General features: G+C 36.8%; 29 protein-coding genes, 1 riboswitch and 1 other annotated feature. Of the genes, 3 read left to right on the top strand and 26 right to left on the bottom strand.

All coding sequences use genetic code 11. The annotated features are described in order from the left end of the window. Positions 1-139: 139 nt before the first annotated feature. Complete coding sequence (locus tag RCH56_RS00690) at positions 140-649, bottom strand: transcription repressor NadR (protein ID WP_306483068.1); 510 nt, start codon at positions 647-649, stop codon at positions 140-142. A gap of 68 nt (positions 650-717) precedes the next feature. Then, positions 718-948: a binding site (T-box leader), on the top strand. A gap of 63 nt (positions 949-1,011) precedes the next feature. Here RCH56_RS00690 and RCH56_RS00685 point away from each other — a divergent pair. The 3 genes from RCH56_RS00685 to RCH56_RS00675 all read left to right on the top strand — a co-directional run bounded on the left by RCH56_RS00685 (position 1,012) and on the right by RCH56_RS00675 (position 3,779). Beyond that, on the top strand, positions 1,012-2,577 hold the full coding sequence (locus RCH56_RS00685) for an ABC transporter substrate-binding protein/permease (protein ID WP_306483067.1): 1,566 nt from the start codon (positions 1,012-1,014) through the stop codon (positions 2,575-2,577). Beyond that, positions 2,570-3,310 (top strand): amino acid ABC transporter ATP-binding protein, encoded by a 741-nt coding sequence (locus RCH56_RS00680; RefSeq protein WP_306483066.1) that lies wholly within the window; start codon positions 2,570-2,572, stop codon positions 3,308-3,310. The genes RCH56_RS00685 and RCH56_RS00680 overlap by 8 nt, the downstream gene beginning before the upstream one ends. A 163-nt stretch (positions 3,311-3,473) precedes the next feature. Beyond that, positions 3,474-3,779 (top strand): hypothetical protein, encoded by a 306-nt coding sequence (locus RCH56_RS00675; protein ID WP_306483065.1) that lies wholly within the window; start codon positions 3,474-3,476, stop codon positions 3,777-3,779. A gap of 122 nt (positions 3,780-3,901) precedes the next feature. Here RCH56_RS00675 and RCH56_RS00670 read toward each other — a convergent pair whose 3' ends face one another. From RCH56_RS00670 to rplF, 25 genes are all read right to left on the bottom strand, one after another. After that, a complete protein-coding gene (locus RCH56_RS00670; protein ID WP_306483064.1) occupies positions 3,902-5,080 on the bottom strand; it encodes a sodium:proton antiporter in 1,179 nt (392 codons plus the stop codon). Positions 5,081-5,110: 30 nt separating this feature from the next. Beyond that, positions 5,111-5,177: riboswitch (Fluoride riboswitch) on the bottom strand. A 19-nt stretch (positions 5,178-5,196) separates the two neighbouring features. Next, positions 5,197-5,781, bottom strand: coding sequence for a ribonuclease H family protein (locus RCH56_RS00665; protein WP_306483063.1), 585 nt, complete (start codon positions 5,779-5,781; stop codon positions 5,197-5,199). Beyond that, on the bottom strand, positions 5,778-7,229 hold the full coding sequence (locus RCH56_RS00660) for an alpha-amylase (RefSeq protein ID WP_306483062.1): 1,452 nt from the start codon (positions 7,227-7,229) through the stop codon (positions 5,778-5,780). Before RCH56_RS00660 ends, RCH56_RS00665 begins: the two co-directional genes overlap by 4 nt. A 2-nt stretch (positions 7,230-7,231) precedes the next feature. After that, complete coding sequence (gene deoC / locus RCH56_RS00655; RefSeq protein WP_306483061.1) at positions 7,232-7,870, bottom strand: deoxyribose-phosphate aldolase; 639 nt, start codon at positions 7,868-7,870, stop codon at positions 7,232-7,234. Next, positions 7,870-8,961: a SpoIIE family protein phosphatase gene (locus tag RCH56_RS00650; RefSeq protein WP_306483060.1), complete on the bottom strand. Its 1,092-nt coding sequence runs from the start codon at positions 8,959-8,961 to the stop codon at positions 7,870-7,872. The genes deoC and RCH56_RS00650 overlap by 1 nt, the downstream gene beginning before the upstream one ends. A 125-nt stretch (positions 8,962-9,086) precedes the next feature. Next, the gene (locus RCH56_RS00645) at positions 9,087-10,526 is read right to left on the bottom strand and encodes a PTS transporter subunit EIIC (protein WP_306483059.1); all 1,440 of its coding nucleotides are present in this window, start codon (positions 10,524-10,526) and stop codon (positions 9,087-9,089) included. A 1-nt stretch (position 10,527) separates the two neighbouring features. Further along, positions 10,528-11,409, bottom strand: a complete 882-nt coding sequence (gene murQ / locus RCH56_RS00640) for an N-acetylmuramic acid 6-phosphate etherase (RefSeq protein ID WP_306483058.1) — start codon at positions 11,407-11,409, stop codon at positions 10,528-10,530. Beyond that, complete coding sequence (locus RCH56_RS00635) at positions 11,384-12,373, bottom strand: MupG family TIM beta-alpha barrel fold protein (protein ID WP_306483057.1); 990 nt, start codon at positions 12,371-12,373, stop codon at positions 11,384-11,386. Before RCH56_RS00635 ends, murQ begins: the two co-directional genes overlap by 26 nt. A gap of 2 nt (positions 12,374-12,375) precedes the next feature. Beyond that, on the bottom strand, positions 12,376-14,328 hold the full coding sequence (pbp4b, locus tag RCH56_RS00630; RefSeq protein WP_306483055.1) for a penicillin binding protein PBP4B: 1,953 nt from the start codon (positions 14,326-14,328) through the stop codon (positions 12,376-12,378). 9 nt (positions 14,329-14,337) lie between these two features. Then, complete coding sequence (locus tag RCH56_RS00625; protein ID WP_306483054.1) at positions 14,338-15,177, bottom strand: MurR/RpiR family transcriptional regulator; 840 nt, start codon at positions 15,175-15,177, stop codon at positions 14,338-14,340. An 87-nt stretch (positions 15,178-15,264) separates the two neighbouring features. Further along, positions 15,265-15,906, bottom strand: coding sequence for an HAD family phosphatase (locus RCH56_RS00620; RefSeq protein ID WP_306483053.1), 642 nt, complete (start codon positions 15,904-15,906; stop codon positions 15,265-15,267). A 103-nt stretch (positions 15,907-16,009) separates the two neighbouring features. Further along, a complete protein-coding gene (rplQ, locus tag RCH56_RS00615) occupies positions 16,010-16,351 on the bottom strand; it encodes a 50S ribosomal protein L17 (RefSeq protein ID WP_015778465.1) in 342 nt (113 codons plus the stop codon). A 9-nt stretch (positions 16,352-16,360) separates the two neighbouring features. Beyond that, on the bottom strand, positions 16,361-17,317 hold the full coding sequence (locus RCH56_RS00610; protein ID WP_306483052.1) for a DNA-directed RNA polymerase subunit alpha: 957 nt from the start codon (positions 17,315-17,317) through the stop codon (positions 16,361-16,363). A 31-nt stretch (positions 17,318-17,348) separates the two neighbouring features. After that, the gene (gene rpsD, locus RCH56_RS00605) at positions 17,349-17,942 is read right to left on the bottom strand and encodes a 30S ribosomal protein S4 (RefSeq protein ID WP_306483051.1); all 594 of its coding nucleotides are present in this window, start codon (positions 17,940-17,942) and stop codon (positions 17,349-17,351) included. A 12-nt stretch (positions 17,943-17,954) separates the two neighbouring features. Continuing rightward, positions 17,955-18,347: a 30S ribosomal protein S11 gene (gene rpsK, locus RCH56_RS00600; RefSeq protein WP_306483050.1), complete on the bottom strand. Its 393-nt coding sequence runs from the start codon at positions 18,345-18,347 to the stop codon at positions 17,955-17,957. Between the two features lie 8 nt (positions 18,348-18,355). Continuing rightward, on the bottom strand, positions 18,356-18,700 hold the full coding sequence (gene rpsM / locus RCH56_RS00595) for a 30S ribosomal protein S13 (protein WP_306483049.1): 345 nt from the start codon (positions 18,698-18,700) through the stop codon (positions 18,356-18,358). A gap of 9 nt (positions 18,701-18,709) precedes the next feature. After that, complete coding sequence (gene rpmJ / locus RCH56_RS00590) at positions 18,710-18,823, bottom strand: 50S ribosomal protein L36 (RefSeq protein WP_004818043.1); 114 nt, start codon at positions 18,821-18,823, stop codon at positions 18,710-18,712. Between the two features lie 220 nt (positions 18,824-19,043). Beyond that, entirely contained in the window at positions 19,044-19,262 is a 219-nt protein-coding gene (gene infA / locus RCH56_RS00585; RefSeq protein ID WP_015778470.1) for a translation initiation factor IF-1, read from the bottom strand. Positions 19,263-19,395: 133 nt separating this feature from the next. After that, entirely contained in the window at positions 19,396-20,052 is a 657-nt protein-coding gene (locus RCH56_RS00580) for an adenylate kinase (protein WP_306483048.1), read from the bottom strand. Positions 20,053-20,055: 3 nt separating this feature from the next. After that, positions 20,056-21,330, bottom strand: coding sequence for a preprotein translocase subunit SecY (gene secY, locus RCH56_RS00575; RefSeq protein ID WP_306483047.1), 1,275 nt, complete (start codon positions 21,328-21,330; stop codon positions 20,056-20,058). An 18-nt stretch (positions 21,331-21,348) separates the two neighbouring features. After that, on the bottom strand, positions 21,349-21,828 hold the full coding sequence (gene rplO / locus RCH56_RS00570) for a 50S ribosomal protein L15 (protein WP_306483046.1): 480 nt from the start codon (positions 21,826-21,828) through the stop codon (positions 21,349-21,351). Positions 21,829-21,838: 10 nt separating this feature from the next. Further along, positions 21,839-22,021, bottom strand: coding sequence for a 50S ribosomal protein L30 (rpmD, locus tag RCH56_RS00565; RefSeq protein ID WP_015778474.1), 183 nt, complete (start codon positions 22,019-22,021; stop codon positions 21,839-21,841). A 10-nt stretch (positions 22,022-22,031) separates the two neighbouring features. Continuing rightward, positions 22,032-22,541, bottom strand: a complete 510-nt coding sequence (rpsE, locus tag RCH56_RS00560) for a 30S ribosomal protein S5 (RefSeq protein WP_306483045.1) — start codon at positions 22,539-22,541, stop codon at positions 22,032-22,034. 15 nt (positions 22,542-22,556) lie between these two features. After that, positions 22,557-22,922 (bottom strand): 50S ribosomal protein L18, encoded by a 366-nt coding sequence (gene rplR / locus RCH56_RS00555; protein ID WP_306483044.1) that lies wholly within the window; start codon positions 22,920-22,922, stop codon positions 22,557-22,559. Positions 22,923-22,932: 10 nt separating this feature from the next. Beyond that, the gene (gene rplF, locus RCH56_RS00550; protein ID WP_306483043.1) at positions 22,933-23,472 is read right to left on the bottom strand and encodes a 50S ribosomal protein L6; all 540 of its coding nucleotides are present in this window, start codon (positions 23,470-23,472) and stop codon (positions 22,933-22,935) included. Position 23,473 lies beyond the last annotated feature (1 nt).

Raw genomic sequence — 23,473 nt, 5'->3', positions numbered from 1 at the left:
GGACTTCCTTGAGCGGAGCAATAGCGAAGTCGAAAGGTCTAGCTTTTTACCTCCGCTCATTACAATTATAACCTATTTTACTCGATTTTAATACACTTGTGACTAAATAGGGTATAGGCTTTTTGACGGTAAGATTTTCTTATAGGTCTTTGTCTATTAAAATCCCCTTTTCCCTAAGCTTAGCCTCTATACTTTCTTTGGCGAATTCATTATCCACCCTTATGGTGTGATAGTGGATATTTTCTGTGAGATTTTTTAGGGGCGTTGCCTCATCTATTGATTTGATAAAGATATCCACTCCCTTTCTTGATTTTATATTTAATTCTTTATTGATTAATCCATAGGTAAAGTGGTTGATGAAGACATCTAGGATTTCTCCTCCCCTATCTACTATGGTATTTAGCTCATCTCCTATCTCTTCATCACTGTGGGAGCATTTTATGATAAATTGTATCTTCGAAGATTGGCTAAGCCAATAGCCTTTGTTGTTTGATTTTATCTGATATCCACTTGCCTTAAGGATAGAGATATCCTTGACTATAACCTGGCGACTTAGGCCGAATTTCTCTGCTAAGCTTCCTCCAGATATAGGGCTGGTCCTGTCTTGTAAGATTCTTATAATTTCTAGTTGTCTGTCTTTGATATTCATATTAACCTCTATACCACTTTACCCCAAAAATAAATTTGACATTATATTTTTTTGAGTGTAATATATAAGCAACAACAGTGATAAGAGGAGTAACCAAAGATTTTAGAATAAAGAGAATCCTGGCTGGTGTGAATGGAGATTTTGAATTTTGGTGAAAAAAGCCTTTGAGTTTTGTCGGGGATATTTGATCTGACAGCGGGACTTGCCCGTTATAGCAAGAGAGTATGATTGTACTTATTGAGTAGCTTATCGTGAGATGAGCTAAAATTAAGGTGGTAACGCGAATTTTCGTCCTTATTGCTTCCGTTTGGAGCAGTAAGGACTTTTATTTTACAATCAAATTTATTAAGAAAGGAATTATTATGAAAAAGCTAGTAAAGATTATCCTTGCACTTATCCTAATCATTACGCCCCTTGGCCAGGTTAATGCAAGCGAAGAAGACACATTCAGAGTGGGCATGGAAGTAAACTACGCTCCCTTTAACTTCTCTGAAGTAAGTGATGAGAATGGAGGCTATCCTGTAGCCAACTCCCCGGGCGAATATGCCAACGGTTATGACGTTCAATTTGCCAAAAAGATCGCCGATGGCCTAGGCAAGAAGCTTGAAATCTACAAGATCGAATGGGACGGACTAATTCCTGCCCTAACTAGTGGCAAGATCGATGCAATAGTAGCTGGTATGAGCCCAACCGCTGAAAGGCTCGAGCAAATCGACTTTTCTGTTCCCTACTACCATGCAAAGATGGTTGTAGTTACCCAAAAGGACTCAAAGTATAAGGACGCTAAGTCTATTAATGACTTTGAAGGAGCAAAGATTACCGCCCAACTAGGGACCTTCCACGTAGCTATGATAGATCAAATGGAAGGTGTTAATAAACAAGAGTCCATGGACTCCTTCCCTACAATGATTGCTGCTGCAAATGCAGGAACTATTGATGGCTATATCTCAGAAGAAGCTGGAGCTGAATCTGCTGTGGCTGCCAACCCAAAACTTACCTATATAACATTTGACGAGGCAAATGGCTTTGAGACTAAGGATGAAGATACAACAGTAGGAGTAGGGATTGCCAAAAATTCTCCTCTTACAGAAGAAGTGAACAAGGTTCTTTCATCTATGGATATAGAAAAGGAACAAGAAGAGATTATGGGAGTAATGACCAAGCTTACTGCAGATGAGGAAGAAAGCGCAGGCTTTATCGATGAAGTTAAATCGATTTGGGCGACCTACTCTACTCTTTTCCTAAAGGGTGTGGTAAATACCCTAATCATAGCCATAGTTTCTACAATCCTAGGTTTCCTCTTAGGTCTTTTGGTTGCAGTTATTAGAGGAATGGAAGTCAAAAAGGATGACAATGCCTTTACCTACTATCTCCATAAAATAATCAACTGGATCTTGGGAGCTTATGTTGAAATATTTAGGGGAACCCCAATGATGGTTCAATCTGTAATCATCTTTTACGGACTTAAGCAATATTTCGATATCGACCTATCGACTATGTTTGCAGCAATCCTAATCGTTTCAATCAATACAGGAGCCTACCTATCTGAGGTAGTCCGTGGAGGAATCAATTCGATTGACAAGGGACAATTTGAAGCCTGCAAAGCTATAGGCATGACCCATTTCCAAACTATGGTTCACGTAATCCTACCTCAAACAATCCTTACAATTCTTCCTTCTATTGGAAACGAGTTTGTAATAAACATCAAGGATACATCAGTCCTTAACGTAATTTCTGTAACAGAGCTATTCTTCATGAGTAAGTCTGTCGCAGGATCAACCTACCAATACTTCCCAACCTACTTGATAACAGCAGTGATTTATTTCGTCCTAACCTTCACTATTACGAGAATCCTTCTTGTCCTTGAAAGAAGATTTAGGGATACTGACTTTATCATGGAATCATCAACAGGAGCAAACAATGTCTGAGATAATTAGAGTAAACAATTTAGAGAAAAAATTCGGGGACAACCTAGTCCTTAAGGATATAAATATGGCGGTAAATGAAGGAGAAGTAGTATCTATAATAGGATCTTCTGGGTCTGGTAAGTCGACCCTCCTTCGCTGCCTTAACCTCTTGGAATCTCCTACAAGTGGCGAGATCCTCTACAGGAGCGACAATATACTGGACCATAAGTTCGACCAAAGAAAATATAGGTCCAGGGTTGGCATGGTATTTCAAAACTTCAATCTCTTTGCAAACAAGACCGTCCTTGAAAACTGTATGCTAGGACAAATAAAGGTCCTAGGCAGAAATCACAATGAAGCTGAAGAAATTTCTAGAAAGTATCTAGAAAGCGTAAATATGCAAAATTATGTCAACGCCAAGCCTAGCCAAATCTCCGGTGGCCAACAACAAAGGGTAGCCATAGCCCGTGCCCTTTGCATGAACCCTGATCTCCTACTTTTCGATGAGCCAACAAGTGCCTTAGATCCAGAGACAGTAGGAGAGGTCCTAGATGTAATGACCAAGCTTGCCAAAAGCGGGATGACCATGATCGTAGTAACTCACGAGATGGACTTTGCAAGAGACGTTTCTAGCAGGGTCTTGTTCATGAACAAAGGAATCATCCTAGAAGACGGCACTCCAGAAAAAATATTTACAAACCCAGACCACGACAGGACCAAGGAGTTCCTAAAGAGATTTTTGGGAGAAAATTGAAAGTATTAAGCTTAAAATAATGGGATAATAAGCAGAAGATCAGATTAAAGATCCGATCTTCTGCTTTTTTATGCTTACAAATCCTTCGTTTGTATTAGATTTTATTTAGTGTCTTAACTGGTACAATGATTTCATCCAAAACTTATTTAACAAAGGAGTTTAGATGATAGATAAATATATAAATCATATAAGGGGGCTAATAAAGTTTAATGGAGTAGATCCTGATGAGTTAGAAATAATGGTTAAAGATGATAAAATTATATTTTTATACGAGAGCCACTTTTCCCTAATAAGCATGAGCCTATTAAATTTCCTAGGCAAGGAAGGTATAAAATTTGATTTTGTCCTCGGTGCCAACTCTGAGGAAGACTTTGCAAAAGATAAAATAAATAGCATACAGATTACTGTTGATATCGGGGAACTAAGCAAAATGAATAACTACTTGATTGATTTTAAGGACCTTGATTAAAAATTTATTTCAATTAAATTTTCTAAATTAAATTTCTACCAGAAGCTAAGGGCAGGATTTACCATTTCCCGCCCTTTTGTTTTCCTAGTTCCTAGGATAATATTATTTATTAAATATTATATTTAGGATTTTTTCAGTAATCTCTTGTAGGTCTTATCTGTAAGTATGGCTCCAAGAGGCGCTGTGTAGAGGATTGCTATTACTGATATGGCAAGGATCAGCTTGCCGCTTGCAATCCCATATCCTAGGGCGACCGGTCCTATGGCTGCTTGGACTGTGGCCTTTGGTAGGTAGGCGAAACCTGAAAATATCTTCTCACGTTTTTCAAGATTTGAAGGAAGAAGAGCCAAGTAGACTCCAAGCATCCTAAATATTAGTCCTCCTGTGATTAATAGAAGGGCTGGGAGAATTTCTTCTCCTATTATAGAAAGGTCTACGGTAATTCCCACTAGGACAAAGAGGAAGATCTCAAAAAGCTCCCAAAGGCTTCCATAAACATCCAAAAGCTCATCTGCAAGGTCTTGGTCGAGCTTTTTAATCGTCATAGTCATAGAAATAATAGCCACAAGGGCAGAGAAGGCTATATAGCCCTTGCTTAAGTTCTCTATTTCTAAGATAAAAAATGATAGGCCCATAAGGACTATCACCTTATAAATTTTGCCCAAATTTATCTTTGCATAAATTATATCAAGGATATATCCTAGTATGATTCCAAAAAGAATTCCTGTAATAATTGATATAGGAATATTTAGAAAACTTCCTATAGAAGCTTGACCTCCCAGTTTTAGATTAAGAAAAACTGTAAAAAACACTATAGTGTAGACGTCATCTATGGAAGAGCCTGCAAGGATTATCTCGGGGATTTTCTTATTTTCTCCGTAGCCTTCTTCTATAAGCCTTATCATCCTTGGCACTACTATGGCAGGAGATACTGCCGCAAGGACAGCTCCAAGGATTGCACTGTCGATATAGGGAAGGTTAAAGATTTTATTTGCAAGAAATGTTATAGCAGCCATCTCAAAGCTTGCTGGAAGGAAGGTCATTAGGATTGCAGGAAGGCCGACTTCTTTTAATCTATCAAAAGATAAGCTAAGACCTGCTCTTGATAAGATTACAACTAGGGCAATTTGCCTTAAGTCCTTGGAAAGAGCTCCTATATCTCCACTCACTAGTCCCAAGAGATTGGGGCTTATTATAATTCCTCCTATAAGCATACCCAAGATGGGAGCAAGTTTAATTTTAGAAAAAATCTTAGATCCGATAAGACCCGCTATTATTATAATTCCGATATTTGTTAACATTTTTCCTCCTAAAAAAGCTGATGGCCCTACTCTTAAGTAGAAGTCATCAGCTTATAGCGTTTATTTTATAGGGAAGAACTTCATTTCCCTAAATTTATTTTACTTTTTATTTACCCTTATTCAACTAGGGCACCCTTTTTAGCGAGCCTATCTGCCCAGTCATTGTACTTATCATTAGAGTGACCCTTGACCTTGACAAAGCCTATCTTTAGACTCTTTCTCGCTTCTTTTACAAAGTTCTTGTAGGAAATAGTAAGCGCGTTATTGGCCTTCCATTCGTCATTGGCCCAGGAGGAAATCCCCTGGTAGTCGTGATAGATTATTATTTTTTTTCTTTTCTCTTCTAGGGCCTTTTTTATAGCAAGCTCACTTGCCCTAACCTCTCCTGCTACATTTCTATGCTTGTAGAAGTCATCTGTGTAGGATTCGTAGAGCTCTTCTTCTCCGTCCTTACTTATGTAGACAACACCTGCCCCGTAGATCTTCTCCTTTAGATTATAAGATCCATCCACATAGGCTATTATTGTTTCATCGTCTACTTCAATCGTCTCTTGTTTATCTTCCATAAAAGCTATAGCATCTTCCTTTTTCTTAAAGGACTTGTAGCTAGCATTGGAAAATCCCTTTACTTCCTTAAGACAAGAATCCCAGGATGTATATATCCCAGGATTCCTTCCTCTTTTTACTGCGTAATATTTCATAAGCTTTCCTTGTTGGCCCAGTAGGTTACAGCCCCAGGACCTACAGTGAATACTCCATTTCCATTTTCATCAATTGTGATATCCTCGTTTTTGCCAGAAAGGTCCACATAAGTCGCTCCCGCCTCGCTCTCTCCCACAAACATTTGCTTTTCAGCCATGTCTTTGATCGAAATTAGAACAGCAAGTGGCTTATGGTCTTCATCTCCTCTTCTGACCCAGCCTATTACTGAAGGGTCGTCGAAGTAATTGTCTTCCTCGCCGTAGTTATAATTTTTCCTGACCTTGAGCATATTATTTATTAGATCGTATTTGGCCTCGGTCTTTACCTCTCCTATTAGTCCATAATAGTCTCCTGCGAAGATACATGGATAGCCGTCTTTTCTGAATAGGATCATGGCATAGGCAATCTCCTTAAACCAATCTTCAACCCAAGAATCAAGCGACTGGCCTGGTTGGCTGTCGTGGTTATCTACAAAGGTCACCGCTTGGGCAGGGAAGTCTGCCACGATTGTATTATCGAAGATTTTTCTCATGTCGTAGTTACCCATGGACTTGCTTGCCTCTTGCATATGAAAATGTAGGGGAACATCGAATAAGTCTATGTTATAGTCTGTAGTTTCGAGGTATTTGGCGATTTCTTCCTTGTTATGTTGCCAGAATTCTCCAAAGAGATAGAAGTTCTCCTCGCCCTTTTCATTTATTATATGGTCTGATAGGTCGTGGATGAAGTTAGACGAGATATGCTTTAGGGCGTCGTATCTGAAGCCATCGACCTTGGTCTCGTCGATGAACCAGTCGACCCATTTGAAAATCTCTTCCCTTACTTCTGGGTGGTCGTGGTCGATATCACAATTCATAAGATAATCGAAGTTGCCCTTCTCTCCTGATACATCTTCGTCCCAATATTTTCCATCTCCTAGGATTCTAAATATAGCCGAAGTATCACTTTTTACGTCATAGTCCACACCTGAGAAATGATAATAATGCCAAACCATATCAGAATACTTACCAGCCCTTCCCTTAAAGTCAAAACCGGTCCAGGCTTCTATGTCCATCTCTCCTGATACGTCTTGCTCTCTATTGTTTTGATCGACCATAACTGCCTTAAATTCTTCTTTAAAGTCAGCATTTCCCTTATGGTTTAGGACGACATCAGCATAGCATTTGATTCCAGCTTTCTTTAAGGAATCGATAGCATCTAGAAGCTCTTCCTTTGTTCCGTATTTGGTCCTAATAGTTCCCTTTTGGTCAAACTCACCTAGATCCCAAAGGTCATAGACCCCGTAGCCTACATCCATATCACTTCCACCCTTAGTCATTGGTGGAAGCCACAAGCCATCTATACCATTTTCCTTCAATGTTTTGGCATCTTTTTTTAGTTTTTTATAAAAGTCTCCCGATCCGTCCGTATCCCATTCGAAAGACTGCATCATGACTTCATTGGCCATACTTACTCCTTACAAATATCTATTGACTTGCTCGCACCAATCCTACTAGCGCCAGCTTCGATCATCTCCATCGCTTCTTTTTTAGTATGGATGCCGCCGCTTGCCTTAACTTCTAACCTATCTCCAACTGTTTTTTTCATAAGACTTACGTCAGAGGCTAAGGCTCCTCCAGTAGAAAAACCTGTAGAAGTCTTTACAAAATCTGCTCCAGCTTCTTTAGCTAGCTCACAGGCCTTAACTTTTTCTTCGTCAGTTAATAGGCAAGTTTCAATAATTACCTTAAGTATCTTTCCCCCTATAGCTTCTTTGCAAGCTCTTATATCTTCTAGGACATAGGCGTAATCCTTATCCTTGAGTCTTCCGATTGGAATAACCATGTCGATCTCGCTTGCTCCATCTTCTACGGCGCATTTTGCCTCATAGGTCTTGGCCCTTGTAACCATAGCTCCTAGTGGAAAGCCAACTACTGCAGCTATTCGTACGTCTTCGTTGTAAGCTTTGATGTCTTTTACGTAAGTAGAATTTACACATACGCTATAGAAATCATTTGCAACAGCTTCATCGACAAGGGTCTTTATCTCGTCAATTTGTGCCTCTGGCTTTAAATTAGTGTGGTCTATATATGAATTTAGTTTTTTCATTATTTCTCCTTATATTCGATTTGGACAAGACTTAGGTCATCTTCCTGCTTACCCCAGGTAAAGTTTTTGATATCCCTGTAGCTTTCTTCTAGGTCGTGGTAGGTTGCGAAGTTTTCTCTTAGTCTCTCAAGTCCATACTCACATCTTTTCTCATCCTTCGTCTCTATGGCCCCGTCGGAAAAGAGAAGGAGCCTATCTCCATTTTCTAATTCTACAGTCTTTTCATCATAATTGTCTGGCTCGATAATATTTGATATCATCCTACCGCTTGCCAAGAGATAAGTTACCTCTTCATTCCTTTTGGAATACCAAAGGGGAGGACAGTTGTGACCAGCATTGGAAAATGTTAGGGAATCTTTTCTCACATCAAATATTCCAAGCCAAGCTGTAAAATATTGACTTGACTCCATGCCTAGTTTTGCGAACTTCTCCCTTAATTTAAATAAAATCTCTGATGAGGAATAGTCAGGGTGCTTGTCAAGTATTGCATTCATAGTGACCTTGATAAACATAGTCATTATCGAAGCCTTGACACCATGTCCCATAATATCTGCTATATATAGAGCATACTTTCCTTCCTTGATCTTGATCAGGTCAAAGAAATCTCCAGAAAGCTCATCACTTGGTATATACTTACTCTTTAAATTAAGCTTGCCATAAGTCTTATCCTTAGGAAGGATGTTCGATTGAATCTTCTTTACAAATCTTACATCATCAAGCATGTTTCTATTATTATTAAAAAGCTCAATTTTCATAAGGCTTTCACGGGTGATGTCTCTATATACTTCCACAATCCCCAAAAACTCATCTCCATTGTAGATTGGGGAAGACTTGATGGAGAAGTATCTCTCATCTATAAGCTTTTCTTCGATCATGGTAGTGTTTCTTACAGCTTCATTCCTATCTCCTAGAAGAAAAGAAGTAGACTCATCTACATAGTTTTTTAGCTCAGATGACATATCACAAGCTTCTTTAAAGACATCATTAATAAAGATAGTCTCGCCGTTTGTATCGACAATCCTAACCCAATCATCCATAGAATTCAATATGAAAAAATTTTTATCTTCAGTAAAGTTACTTGTATTTGCCATCTCTTCCTACCTTAAGCTTGTTATAATAACTATATCTTTTAATAGTTAATTATCAATATGAAGAGCCTACACTTATCCAGTAAAAAACCACGGCAAGGAAAGCCCTCCGTGGTTTAGTAAACTTCTTATTTAAATTCAAACTTGTTAGAATTATCGAGACTTGCTCCGTTTATATATTTTTCATCAATACCAAAGAAGTAAGTCGCTACAAAACCTCCCACATATCCTGCAATAAGTCCAGCAAGATATCCTAGCCATCTATTGTTGTAAATAAGCGGAATTAGGGCAATTCCTGAAGGTCCTATGGCTGTAGCTCCGATAGATCCTATTAGACCAATTACAGCACCGCCAACTCCACCACCAATACAAGCTGTGATGAAGGCCTTACCCATTGGTAGGGTTAGGGCGTAGATTAATGGTTCTCCAATTCCAAGAATTCCAACTGGAAGTCCACCCTTGGCTATGGTTTGAATTTGCTTATTATTCTTACACTTTACCAAAATCGCAAGAGCTGCTCCAACTTGACCAGCCCCTGCCATAGCAAGAATTGGAAGAAGATAGGTTGCTCCTTGTGACTCAATCATAGCCACATGGATTGGTGTTAGTATTTGATGAAGGCCTAGCATTACCATTGGAAGGAATAAGGCCCCTAGGATAAATCCAGATATTGGTCCACCTATATTGATAACTCCATCGATAAATCCAATTAGCCCATTAGAGATAAGTCCTGCTAGTGGCATAATGATAAACATATGAAGTAATCCTACAATGATTAGTGAGATCGCTGGAACAATTATAATATCCAAAGAATCTGGCACAGCCTTATTGAGGGCATTTTCAATCTTGGATAAAATCCATACTGAAACTAATACACCAATTACTCCTCCTTGACCTGCAGCAAGTGGTGTTCCTAGGAAAATATTATTTATTGGCATATCTGGATTCATTCCAGTAAGATAGACCATTCCTCCAACTACTCCACCTAAACCTTGATTTGCCTTAAAGACTCTCGCCGCATTGATACCTATAAAGATATTTAGGTAAGCGTAAAGGCCGTTTTTCATAATATTTAGAACTTGAATTAAAGTTGCCACAGATTCTTGATTTAAACTACCTGCTGTTACCATATTTTGTAAGACTGAGGCGACACCACCTATAAGTCCTGCCCCAACGAAGGCCGGAATTAGTGGAACAAAGACTGAAGCAATACTTGATGTAAAATTCTTGAATCCGCTTTGTTTTTGCTTAGCTTTATAGCTTTCTTTATTTTCTTGAGTTTGCCTTTGAAGTTTCTCCTTATCAGTTTCCTCGCTAAAGTGACTATCTGATAGACTTGCCATAGCTCGTGCTACCTTCTCGCTCTTGCCTGGTCCTAGGATCACTTGGACTTGCTCTCCTTCTACAAGGCCAAGAACTCCCTCTCTTGATTTGATTTTTTCATAAGAAATTAGGTCGGGGTTATTTACTTTTACCCTAACTCTAGTCATACAATTGATGACTTCTCTTAAGTTTCCTGATCCACCAAAATCTTCTATCAATAATTTGGCTAATTCATTGTTTGTCATATCACAAATCCTCTCTTATAAAGCCTTGATTCATTTTTAATATCTCTAGGGCTTTCTCATAACTTATGTTCTTGTTTGCCATTATTATTGCAGGTTTTACTTCTCTATTAGCTTCTTCTAATATTTCTCCTGCCCTTTCGTAGGAAATTCCTGTTACTTCAACTATAATCTTTCTCGCCCTATCTATAAGCTTCTCATTAGTCGGCCTTAAGTCAACCATAAGATTATCATAGACCTTGCCAATCTTAACCATGGCTGTAGTCGATATCATATTGAGAACCATTTTAGTTGCAGTTCCTGCCTTCATCCTAGTCGAACCTGTAAGAACTTCCGCTCCAGTTTCTATTTCTATTGGATAATCCACGTGATTAGAAATGAGGGCATTTTTGTTACAAGCGATAGATCCAGTCTTGGCACCGATTTTTTGGGCATACTCAACAGCTCCTATACAGTAAGGGGTTCTACCGCTAGCGGCAATTCCTATAACAAAGTCCTTGGACGTAAGATTTTCCTTAATCAAATCTTCTTCTCCTGAATTTAAGCTATCCTCAGCGTTTTCTATAGGATGACGGAGGGCATAGTCTCCTCCTGCAATAAGACCTGTTACAAGCTTTGGATCTACAGAAAAGGTTGGGACAGTCTCAGATGCATCGAGAACTCCAAGCCTTCCGCTAGTTCCTGCTCCTAGATAAAATAGTCTACCACCATTTCTTAAAGTCTTTACTACTTCTTCTGTAAGCTTTTCAATATCCTCCAAGGATTGCCCAACACTTCCTGCAATCGTCCTATCTTCTTTATTAATAATCTCCAATATCTCTCTAACACTTTTCAGGTCTAAGTTTGCGCTTTGGGGATTTCTATCTTCTGTTAAAGACAATCTCATCACCTCCTTTTATATAATCAATTAATTCAATGTGTTTAGCATCCACTTCGCCGATAAGATTTCTCTCTTCTACAGGACCTAAATCTCTCTTGCAAATTTCAATCTCTCCGCTGTATCTTCCGGCCTTCTCGTTTAGGATTAGTATATCTCCTCTTTTAGCATAGAAGGAAGAAGCCGCTTCCACCTTCCTATACTCTCTCTCATTTCTTAGGATATATTCGCTAAGATCCATCCTTTGTTTAAAGCCTTTTATATAGTTAAATTCATCATTCATCTTAACTTTAAGACTTATCTTTTTATCTTTGTGAAAATCTCTAATGTAGGAAATATTTCTATCATCAACTCCTTCGGCTATTATTATAGAATCCATCCCGTATTTTCTATTAAGTTCTACAAAACTTAGGTAAGGACATTTAAGTCTCTGACTTTCAAGGGTTGGTAGGCTCCTATAAATTGGACCACGCAAGTTCTCACTACCAGGTACAAAGGCTATAGCCTCTATTCCTAGTGATTTAAATAGATTATTTCTCTTCTTAAGATAATCTCCTCCCAGACCTGTAAATTCAAGAGGATAGTAGTTGTGAATGGCTAGGATATTATCCGTATTCGCTCCGAAAGCTAAAATTTCATCTAAATATTCCCTATCAATTGTAGAAGCATTTATTGAAATTCTATTGTTCTTACTTAGTTCAGCTATCTCTTTGGTGGTAAAACCATAATCAAGCCTTAGTATAAGGTCCATATCCATAAGTTTTGAATTCCTACTAAGGACATTCTTATTTAGATCGACGCAAATCCTAAAGTCTTTGTCAATGGATTTATCGCAAAGGTCCAAGAACTTTTCGAAAGTATTATCTTCATCTGGATAATGAATCGAAGTAAATAAAATATCAAAGCCCTCATACTTACTTATTTCATTTTCTAAATCAAAGTCCCTATCAAAATATAAAGAAAAACCAAGCATAATTATCTCTTTATTTTCCTATAGGCAAAAGCTGAAGAAATTGCGAGTCCAACTAATGGTATTAAGCCATTAATTCCTGTTTTAGGATTGGATTTTTCGGCAAACTTTGATTCATTGTAAGTATTTTCTAAAATATCATAATCAGCTTTATTATCATCAACACTCTTACCATCTTCGCTTGCAATTTGGTATTTGTCTTTAATTATTTGATTTGTATTTTTTATAGCTTGATAATCATTTAGTTCAGCCTCCTCAAGATAACCTTCCCTATCTTTTAGCATTCTTTCTTGTCCAATCTGTAATTCATTTGCTAGAGCCATAACTAGCTCTTTTGAATTATCTTGGAGAGATTTATAAATTAGAGTGCTAACTGCACCATAACCTCCACTCATAGAAGCATCGGTATAGAAATAATTAGGATTTTCTTTATTATCTAACACATAACCATTCTTTTTATTTGTTAATAAAACGAAGGTCATTCTCTCCAAAGGATCTATAACTGTAAGAGTACCTGTCCAGCCAGTATGTCCAATTGTATTCGAACTTGCTAGGTTAGAAAAAGCCCAAGCATATTTGCCATCAGCCATCCTCCTCCAACCTAAACCGTAAGATGGGTTAACTTCACTTGCCTTAGTGAATTCATCTTGAGTTTTCTTATCCCAAAATCTAATATTTTTATACCAACCTTCATTTAGCATAATATTTGCAAGTTTTGCTAATTCTCGAGAATTAGAAAACAATCCTGCATGACCGCTTACTCCACCCATAGAATAATAAGCTTTCTCATCATGAACCTCACCCTGGATGGTGTCCTTTCTAATATTTAAGAAATCAACTGCTCCATCTCTTGTATTTCCGTTTAATTCAGTTGCAGCTATCTGATTTTTATTAAATCCATTTTCTAAAGGATTAAATAGAGTATATCTGAGATTTAATGGCTTAGCAAAATTTTCATTAAAATAATTATCTAATCTTTGCCCTGTGACTTTTTCTACTATAAATCCAAGGAGCATATAATCTACATCCGAATACACTGACTTTGAACCTGGCTCATATGATAATGGTGTTCTCATTACCATATCCAATGTTTTTTCCCTGTCTTGGGAGAATAAATCGTTGACCCCATTGATATTACCATCATCCTTGTCATAATTGTTATTATGGTATTGAGGATCTGCAGGAAAACCAGCTTGATGTCTGAGTATATCCCTAATGGTCATTTCATTTTTACCCTTTATGGGACTTTTTTCGTCATCCTTAAATTCTGGAAAATACTTAGATACTTTATCATCAATGTTGATTTTTCCTTCATAAACTAACTTTTGTAAGCTATAATTTGTGGCATACATCTTAGTGTTACTTGCAAGATCAAATAAAGTATTCTCATCAACTTCAACTCTTTCATCCAATGGTATGGCTTCTCCATTTTTATAAAAATTATTTACATATCCAAAATTATAATCATATATTTCTTCATTATCTCTAATTACGCTAATCTGACCTCCTGAAAAATTTTCCTTTACTTCTTCATCAAGTAGTGTCTCCATCAGATCAGTAACTTTTTCATCCAATTCATTATCTATCTTACTAAAGCCTTTTTCTTCCTTTCCAGATTTAATCGTTACGTCGACTTTTTCTTTTACATTTAAAATGTCTACAGAATTTTTTCCTTCTTGAATAAGCTCTTTAGCCTCATCATTAGATTTTGCAGCTTTACCATTTACAAAAACATCTGCATTATCATAGTTACTAACATTGATTTGATCCTCAAGGTCATCATCGTAATAGAACTTTTGAGATGAATTGGTCAAAATAGAATCATCAAATTCATCAATACTTGTAGGAAAACTATAATCATATTCAACTATATCATTGCTATCTTCCTTATTATCAGCATTTGAAGTAAAAGGGATTAAGAAAGTAAAGACAGCTATAAGAAATATTCTTTTGTTCATGAAAAACTCCTATTTTAATTTATCAGTCAACTGTTTAGAAATTTTAAGATTTCTAACTACTTCGTCCATATTTTTTGATATATAGCCATAGAATAAGATATCTGTTATTATTTGTGAAGCAAATCTTGATGAAATTGCACCGTATCTCATCTTTTTTTCAATTTCAGGGAGAGGTATTAAGATGTCTGACATATTAGCGAGTTTTCCTCGACCAGCTTTCGTAATGCTAATTATCTTTGCACCTATTCTTTTAGCATATTCTGCAGCTATCAATACTTCTTTCGAAAGGGAAGTATAACTAATACAAATTAATAGGTCGTCTTCCTTGATATTCGTCAGTAAACTTAAATTTGTATGTGCATCTGTCTCATAGAAGGCTTTCTTTCCTGATCTTTGAAGTTTATAGACAAAATCCTCGCACACTAGTCCTGATGATCCAATTCCAGTTAAGTAGACGAAGTTAGCACTTATAATACTATCAATTGCCTTCGTAATTAGCTCTTCATTTATTAGAGCGTAAGTTTTTTCTATTGATGATATTACATTGTTTTTGCTTTTTTCTATTATATCTCCTACCTCATCATTCGCCGAAATCACTTCTGACTTAAGGTTTATTTCATCATTTTCTAAGCTTTTTGCTATATCAAGCTTGAGGGAGGTGTATCCCTTATATCCAATTTTTTGAACAAATCTTATTATGGCTGATTGTGACGTTCCAGTTAAATCCGCAAGATTTTGAGAGTTTATTTTTATTACCTCACCGGGTTTATCCAGAATATATCTAGCGATTTTTTTGTCAGAAGGTGTGAAATCTCCTGACCTTTCTTTGATTATTATTGCGTAAGTCATAGAGACTCCTTATATGAAAAGCTTTTCTTAGTTAAATTATAGCACAATAAATAATTATTTCAATATTTTTTTGAAAAAATCAAATAATTATTTCAAATGCTTTATTGCTTCTCTTAAGTTCCTAGCTTCCCTATCAGCTTCAAAGTATTTATCGAAACTTGAATCGTGAATTATAAGATAATTCATATTAGAGTTCTTACAGGCAAGATAGCCATTGTAGGAATCTTCTAGGATTAGGGCCTCCCTATATTTTACCTCAAACTTTTCCTTGGCTTTGATAAAAATTTCTGGATCGGGCTTACTTTTACTTACCTCATCTCCTGAAATAATATAGTCAAAGAAATCCCTTATCTCTTCTTTTTCTAAGAGAAAGTCTATCTTTTCTCTATTACTTGATGAAGCTAGGGCACATTTTATATTGTTTTCTCTTGCGTAGTATAATAAGTCTTCTAGTCCTTCTTTTTTGAGAGATTTTGTGTAAGTTCTAAAGTAATTTTCCCTAATGCTTTCTAGGTCTTCTCTTAAGCTAATCACTTTTTCTTTAGTGCCTAGGATTTTAAATAGTTCTTCTCTGATACTTTCTTCATTCTTGCCTGTAAATCTCTTTCTCAATTCCTCGTTAAAGTGAAAGCCGTATTTGTTAGAGACTTCAAACCAAGAATTGTAATACATGATCTCTGTATCAAACATTAGTCCATCCATATCAAAAATTATTAGTCTATAATTCATATCTCCTCCTTAAGTTAATCTTACCCATAATTTTGGACAAAAAAAAAGCACCTTCAATCTCTCAAAGATGCTAGAAGTTATTTTATACTTATTTCTAAGTATTTTATACTAATTCAAGAATTGCACGTTCTGATCCGTCGCCTCTTCTTGGTCCTAGTTTTAGTACTCTTGTGTATCCACCATTTCTATCTTCATAGTTTGGTGCTATTTCGTTAAATAATTTTTGAACAGTTTCTGCCTTGTATAAATAAGCTGCTGCTTGTCTTCTTGTGTGAAGTGTGTTCTTCTTTCCTAGTGTAATCATTTTGTCAGCCATTTTTTGTGCTTCTTTAGCTCTAGTTACAGTAGTTTCGATTCTACCGTTTTCTAATAGTGATTGCACAAGGTTTCTAAGCATAGCATTTCTGTGGTCAGTTCTTCTGCCAAGTTTTCTTTTATCGGCCATACTTACCTCCTATTCATCTTTTAAGCTTAGACCTAACTCGTCTAGCTTTTCTATTACTTCTGTGAGTGACTTTTTACCGAAGTTCTTGATTGCTTTTAGCTCAGATTCACTAACTTTAATTATATCGCCAACTCTATCGAAGCCTGCTCTTTTTAGACAATTAAATGATCTTAGACTAAGGTCTAATTCTTCTATTGTCATTGCCAATTCGTCAGATAAGTTATCTTCTTCATCAACTTCTTTTATTTCTTCTACTTCCTCTTCTGGTGGGAATTGTTGGTTAGGCAATTCATTGAAGAAGGAGAAGTTTTCAATTAGAATTGATGAACCTTCTGCCAAGGCTTCTTGTGGTGTAATAGTTCCATTTGTCCAAACTTCCATAAGTAGTTTGTCATAGTCGGTTGATTCGCCAACTCTTGTATTTTCTACAGTGAAGTTTACTTTCTCAACTGGAGTAAATGATGAGTCAATTGCGATAGCACCTATTGGGTCGCTTTCTTTTTTGTTATCATCAGATACTCTATAACCCTTACCATCTGTAACATCCAAGGCTATAAATAGTCTTGATTTTTCGTTAACTGTTGCAATGTAGTGGTCAGGGTTTGCTATATCAACAGAACTATCTGCTTTGATATCTTTTGCTGTTACAATCTTTGGTCCTTCAATGTCTAAAAACAATGTTACATCTTCATCTACATGTTTTGTAACGTCTAGACCCTTAATATTTAGAACTATTTCAGGAACATCTTCTACTACTCCATCTATAGTGGAGAATTCGTGAAGTACTCCTTCTATAAGTATTTTTGAGACGCTAGAACCAGGTAAGGATGATAATAACACCCTTCTCATACTGTTTCCAATGGTTGTACCATATCCTCGCTCAAGTGGATATAGGGCGAATTTACCGTAATTTTCTTCTTCGTCTATATCCAATATCTTTATATTCGTATCTAATTTTTCGATCATGGTAACTCCTTAGTTCTAACTTTATTTATGCCTACTTAGAGTAGAACTCTACGATCATACGTTCTTCAACTGGGATGTCGATATCTTCTCTTGTAGGGAATCTGTCTACAGTTACTTTTAAGTTTTCTAAATCACTTGATAGCCATTCAACTACACCAAATGTCGCATTTGTTTCTTTGATAGTTTTAAATAGTGTGTTTGATCTAGATTTTTCACGAACTTCAATTACATCGCCTTCTTCTACCTTGTATGAAGGAATGTCAACTTGTTTACCATTAACTGTTAGGTGTCCGTGTGTTACGATTTGACGAGCTTCTCTTCTTGTTCTAGCAAGACCTGATCTATAAGCGATGTTGTCTAGTCTTCTTTCACAAAGGATTATAAGTTGTTCACCTGTTTGTCCCTTCATTTTAGAAGCGGCTTCGTAGTATCCTCTAAATTGTTTTTCACTTACTCCGTAGATGAATTTAGCTTTTTGTTTTTCTCTTTGTTGCATTCCGTATTCGGAAAGTTTTCCTCTTCTATTTGGAAGAGCTCTTTTGCTTTCTCCTGTATATCCTAGGTATGCTGGAGAAATTCCCAAAGCTCTTGCTTTTTTGTATACTGGATCTTTTGATACTGCCATAATCGCGCCTTTCTAAACTCTTCTTCTTTTTGGAGGTCTACATCCATTGTGAGGAATTGGTGTTACGTCTTTGATCATTGTAACTTCAAGTCCTGCAGCTTGTAGACTTCTGATTGCTGATTCTCTTCCTGAACCAGGTCCTTTAACGTAAACTTCTACAGTTTTTAGTCCTTGGTCGATAGCTTTCTTAGCTGCAACATCTGCTGCTTCGCTTGCTGCAAATGGAGTAGACTTTCTGCTACCTCTAAATCCTAATTGACCAGCAGATGCCCAAGATAGTGCATTACCTTGCATATCTGTAAGGGTCACCATTGTATTGTTAAATGTTGAGTTAATGTGAGCTTGGCCACGTTCAACATTTTTCTTAACTCTTCTTCTAGAAGTGCTTTTTCTTCTTTGAGCCATATATCTCCTTAACCCTTTCTACCTTTTCTGGTTCTTGCATTGTTCTTTGTGTTTTGTCCTCTTACAGGAAGATTGTTTTTGTGTCTTAATCCTCTGTAGCTACCGATTTCTCTTAGAGCTCTAATGTTCATTGAGATATCTCTTCTTAGATCTCCTTCGATGTGGTAGTTGTTTAACTCTTCACGGATTTTACCTAATTCTTCTTCTGTAAGGTCTTTCATTTTTGTATCAGGATTGATTCCTGCATTCTTTAGTATTTCGTTTGCAGTTGAACGACCTATACCATATATATAAGTTAGTCCAATTTCTGCTCTTTTTTCTCTAGGTAAATCTATACCAGCTATTCTTGGCATTAGCCCCTCCTAACCTTGTCTTTGTTTATGTTTTGGATTTTCGCAAATTACCATAACTTTACCGTTTCTTTTGATAATTTTGCATTTATCACACATTTTTTTAACTGATGCTCTAACTTTCATTTTGACTCCTCATCTTCCGATTATTCTTAATGAATGGGTAGTGCTTGAAGTGTATCTTAATGAAAAATCTTACGATTTTCCACCCACGATGTTATCCTCTCGAAAGGCTATAAGCCTTTCTCGCTTAGTTTTAAGCTAGCCCGTCTGGCTCTGGGAAGACCCTCCACGGAGTAGTCTCGAAATGAAGGATTTTTCAAATCCTTCACCCAGGATTATGGGGCTATTTCTTCCTCCAAGTTATTCTACCTTGACTTAGATCATATGGAGATAGTTCTACTGTTACCCTATCTCCTTCTAGTATTCTAATGCTGTTCATACGAAGCTTTCCAGAAATGTGGGCTTGGATTTCGTGTCCGTTTTCAAGCTCAACTTTAAATATTGCATTTGGTAGTGCTTCTGTAACAACTCCTGTAACTTCTATAGCATCTTTTTTTGACATCGATAGAACCTCCTTTTCTTGTCCTCATGTCTATTGAACGCCATTTCAAATTGTCTTATATCAATAAGACATTTAACAACTAATTTCTCGAAGATCCTATCACTTCGTTTTTTCTTATTAGCATAAATTAGAATTATTCTCCTAATTTATTCAAAAATTCTTCAAAGACTTCGTCTGGAGAATTTGTGCCATCAATACTAAATAATATACCTTTTTCCTTGAAGTAATCAATTAGTACGGCTGTGTGCTCCTTGTAGACATCAATTCTATTTTTGACTGTTTCTTCCTTATCGTCATCTCTTTGGATAAGTTCCTCTCCACATCTATCACATATTCCTTCTTTTGTTGGAGGATTGTTCTTTACGTGGTAGGTTGCTCCACAATTGGTGCACACTCTTCTGCCAGCGATTCTTTCTATTAGAACTTCTTCTGCTACATCAAAATATACGACATGATCTATTTTTTGATCTCTTTCTTCCATACCTTGATCTAGAGCCCTTGCTTGGTCAAGGTTTCTTGGAAATCCATCAAAAAGAATGATCTTTCCTTCTTTGCTTTCGTCTTTATGCTTATCGAAGGCATCCCATACTAGATCTATTGTTAGTTCATCTGGTACGAGATCTCCTCTATCCATATAGGATTTCGCTTTGACTCCGAGTTCAGTTTTGTTGGAGATATTATATCTAAATATATCTCCAGTAGCTATCTGAACTGCGTCTTTTTTCTCTATGATCTTATTTGCTAATGTACCCTTACCAGCTCCTGGAGGGCCTAATAAAATAATATTCATCTCTTACCTGTTTAAAAAGCCTTTGTATTGTTTCATTGTCATCATTGCTTCGATTTGTTTAACAGTTTCTATTATTACACCAACTACGATGATAACTGATGAACCACCGAAGGATATTTGTAGACCTAAAACTCTTGATGCAATTGCTGGAACTATTGTTAGTAAAGCTAGGGCGATTGATCCTATAAATGTAATTCTTGTTGATACATTTGCTAGGAAATCACTAGTTGGCTTACCAGGTCTAATTCCAGGTATGAAACCACCGTTTTGTTGTAGTTGTTTTGCATATTCTACAGTGTTAAATTGGATTTGATTGTAGAAGTATGCGAATACTAGGATTAGTACAGTTTGGATTAGAAGATATACCGCAAATCCAAGTACTGAGTTTTGGAAGAAGTTCGCAATTGAGTTTTGTCCATTTCCACCAAATAATAATGATAGAGTTGATGGAATGGCAAGTACTGCTGATGCGAAGATGATTGGCATTACTCCACCCATGTTTACCTTGACAGGAATGTGGGTTGATTGACCACCATACATCTTACGTCCTACTACTCTTTTGGCGTATTGGATTGGTACTTTTCTTTCTCCCTCAGATATTTCAACTACAGCGAGAACTATTAGTACAATGATAATAGCCATTATGATAATGGATACTATGCTAGTTGTATCATAGTGTAGTCCTTGTCTCCATCTAGCTATTGTCCTTGGGAAGGATGCTATAATACCCATAAAGATGATAAGACTTGTACCATTTCCAAGTCCCTTTTCTGTTATGGTCTCACCCATCCATGTTACAAACATAGTACCACCGATTAGGACTATGTTCATTACAACTTTTTGGAAACCTGTAGCGCTTGATAATGCAGCTCCGTATAGACCATTTGTAATGGCTATAGCTTGGAATATCGCAAGAGCAATTGTAACGTATCTTGTATACTTTTGGATTGTTTTTCTTCCTTGCTCACCTTCTCTTGATAACTCTTCAAGTCTTGGTATTACAACTGAAAGTAGCTGCATTACGATTGATGCGGTGATGTAAGGTTGTACTCCTAGAGCAAATATTGAAAGTGTGGAAAGTCCTCCACCTGTCAACATGTTTAGGTAATCTACAAGTGTTCCTTGGATATTGTTGTATGCATCTGCTAGCGCTTTTGTATCAATAAATGGTATTGGAATATTATTTCCTAGTCTATATACTACTAGCATTAGAAGAGTGAAATAAAATCTTTTTCTTATTTCTTCTTCCTTTGCTGCTTTTTTAATTATATCTAGCATTGCTCACCATGCTTTCTGCTAAGCTTTTTTAGATGGGTTGTCCCATTTTTTAGTTTCGAGTTCTTCGATTGTGCCGCCAGCATTTTCGATCTTCTCTACCGCTGATTTAGTAAATTTGTGAGCTTTTACTGTAAGCTTTTTGTTAAGTTCTCCATCTCCAAGAATCTTAACACCTGCTTTAGCTTTGTTTTTGTTTAAGAATTTGTTTGCAAATAATAATTCTGGTGTTACTTCTGTTCCATCTTCAAAAGCATTTAGTGTTTCAACGTTGATTGTTTCGTAATACTTTCTGTTGATGTTTCTAAAACCTCTCTTTGGAAGTCTTCTGTATAAAGGCATTTGGCCACCCTCGAAGCCTGGTCTTACTCCACCACCGCTTCTTGAGTTTTGTCCGTCTTGTCCACGTCCTGCACGAGTTCCGTTTCCACTACCTGGACCTCTACCTTTTCTTTTGCCCTTTTTTAACTTCTCATTAGGTTGTAATTCATGTAGTTTCATCTTACACCCCTTAGTCTAATTCTTTAACGTCAACCATGAATGATACCTTATTGATCATTCCTCTTGTTGCGTTATTATCTTCTTTTGTAACAGTTTGACCGATTTTTTTAAGGCCAAGTGCTTTACATGTTGCGATCTGTCCATCTTTTCTACCGATAAAAGATCTTTTTAATGTGATTTCAAGTTTCGCCATTTTACTCTCCTTAATAATCGAATTCTTCTACCGATTTGCCACGAAGTTTTGCAACTTCTTCAACAGTCTTCATGCTAGCGAAACCTTCGATACAAGCATTGATAATGTTTCTTGGGTTTGATGAACCTAAGTTTTTAGCTCTGATATCTTTATATCCAGCAAGTTCACAGATAGCACGAACAGGGCCACCAGCGATGATTCCTGTACCTTCTTTAGCAGGCATTAAGAGAACCTTTCCGCTTGCTTTTGCTCCGTGAATTCTGTGAGGAATTGTAGTTCCTACTATTGGAACATTAATCATGTGCTTTTTAGCATCTTCACTAGCTTTTCTAATAGCTTCAGGTACTTCTGTAGCCTTACCAGTTCCGATTCCAACATAACCATTACCATTTCCAACAACTACTAGGGCTGAAAATCTAATGTTACGTCCACCCTTTACAGTTTTTGCAACTCTGTTTATAGCAACTACTCTGTCTTCGAGGTTTAGCTTTTCTACTTCACTTCTTAATAAATAATTCATCTAATACCTCCTCAATTAAAATTTAAGACCAGCTTCTCTTGCCGCTTCAGCTAAGGCAGCAACTTTTCCGTGATATAGGTAGCCGTTTCTGTCAAATACTACAGTTTCGATTCCCTTATCAGCACAAGCTTTTGCGATAGCAGCGCCAACTTTTTTAGCAGCTTCTATATTAGCGTTATTTTTAGCTCCGTCAGCTACTGATTCTTGTAGGGTGTTTGCACTTGCTAGTGTAACTCCATTTACATCGTCAATAACTTGGGCATAAATGTTTGTGTTTGATTTATATACGCTTAGTCTTGGTTTTTGAGGAGTTCCGCTTACTTTAGCTCTTACTCTTTTTTTACGAGTTAAAAGTTTTTCTTGTTTTGTTTTTTTAGCCATTACTTATCTCCTACTTACCTGTTTTACCAACTTTACGTCTTACATGCTCATCAACGTATCTGATTCCCTTGCCCTTATATGGTTCAGGTTTTCTCCAGTTTCTGATGTTTGCAGCATGTTGACCTACTAATTGTTTGTTAATTCCCTTAACTACAATTGTTCTATCATTTGGCACTTCTACTTCGATTCCTTCAGGATCTGGCATTGTTACTTGGTGAGAGAATCCTAAGTTCATTACTAGGTTCTTTCCTTGTTTGTTTGCTCTATATCCTGTTCCTTCGATTTGAAGTGTTTTGCTATATCCTTCTGATACTCCAACTACAAGATTGTTAATTAGAGATCTGTATAATCCGTGATCGACGTTTTGTGCTTTTGTGTAGTTTTCTGGAATTGTAACTGAAAGTTCATTTTCATTTAATTCTAGTCCTACATTCTTTGAAACTTCAAGGCTATCTTCGCCCTTAGGTCCCTTAACATTTACTGTGCGATCGTTAATTTCTATTGTTACTCCAGAAGGTATTTCAATTGGAAGTTTTCCTATTCTTGACATA

This window comes from Anaerococcus sp. (assembly GCF_030825785.1).
Taxonomy (GTDB): Bacteria; Bacillota; Clostridia; order Tissierellales; family Peptoniphilaceae; genus Anaerococcus.
Note: the sequence above shows the minus strand (reverse complement) of the source record. Positions and strands in the feature narration are given on the sequence as shown.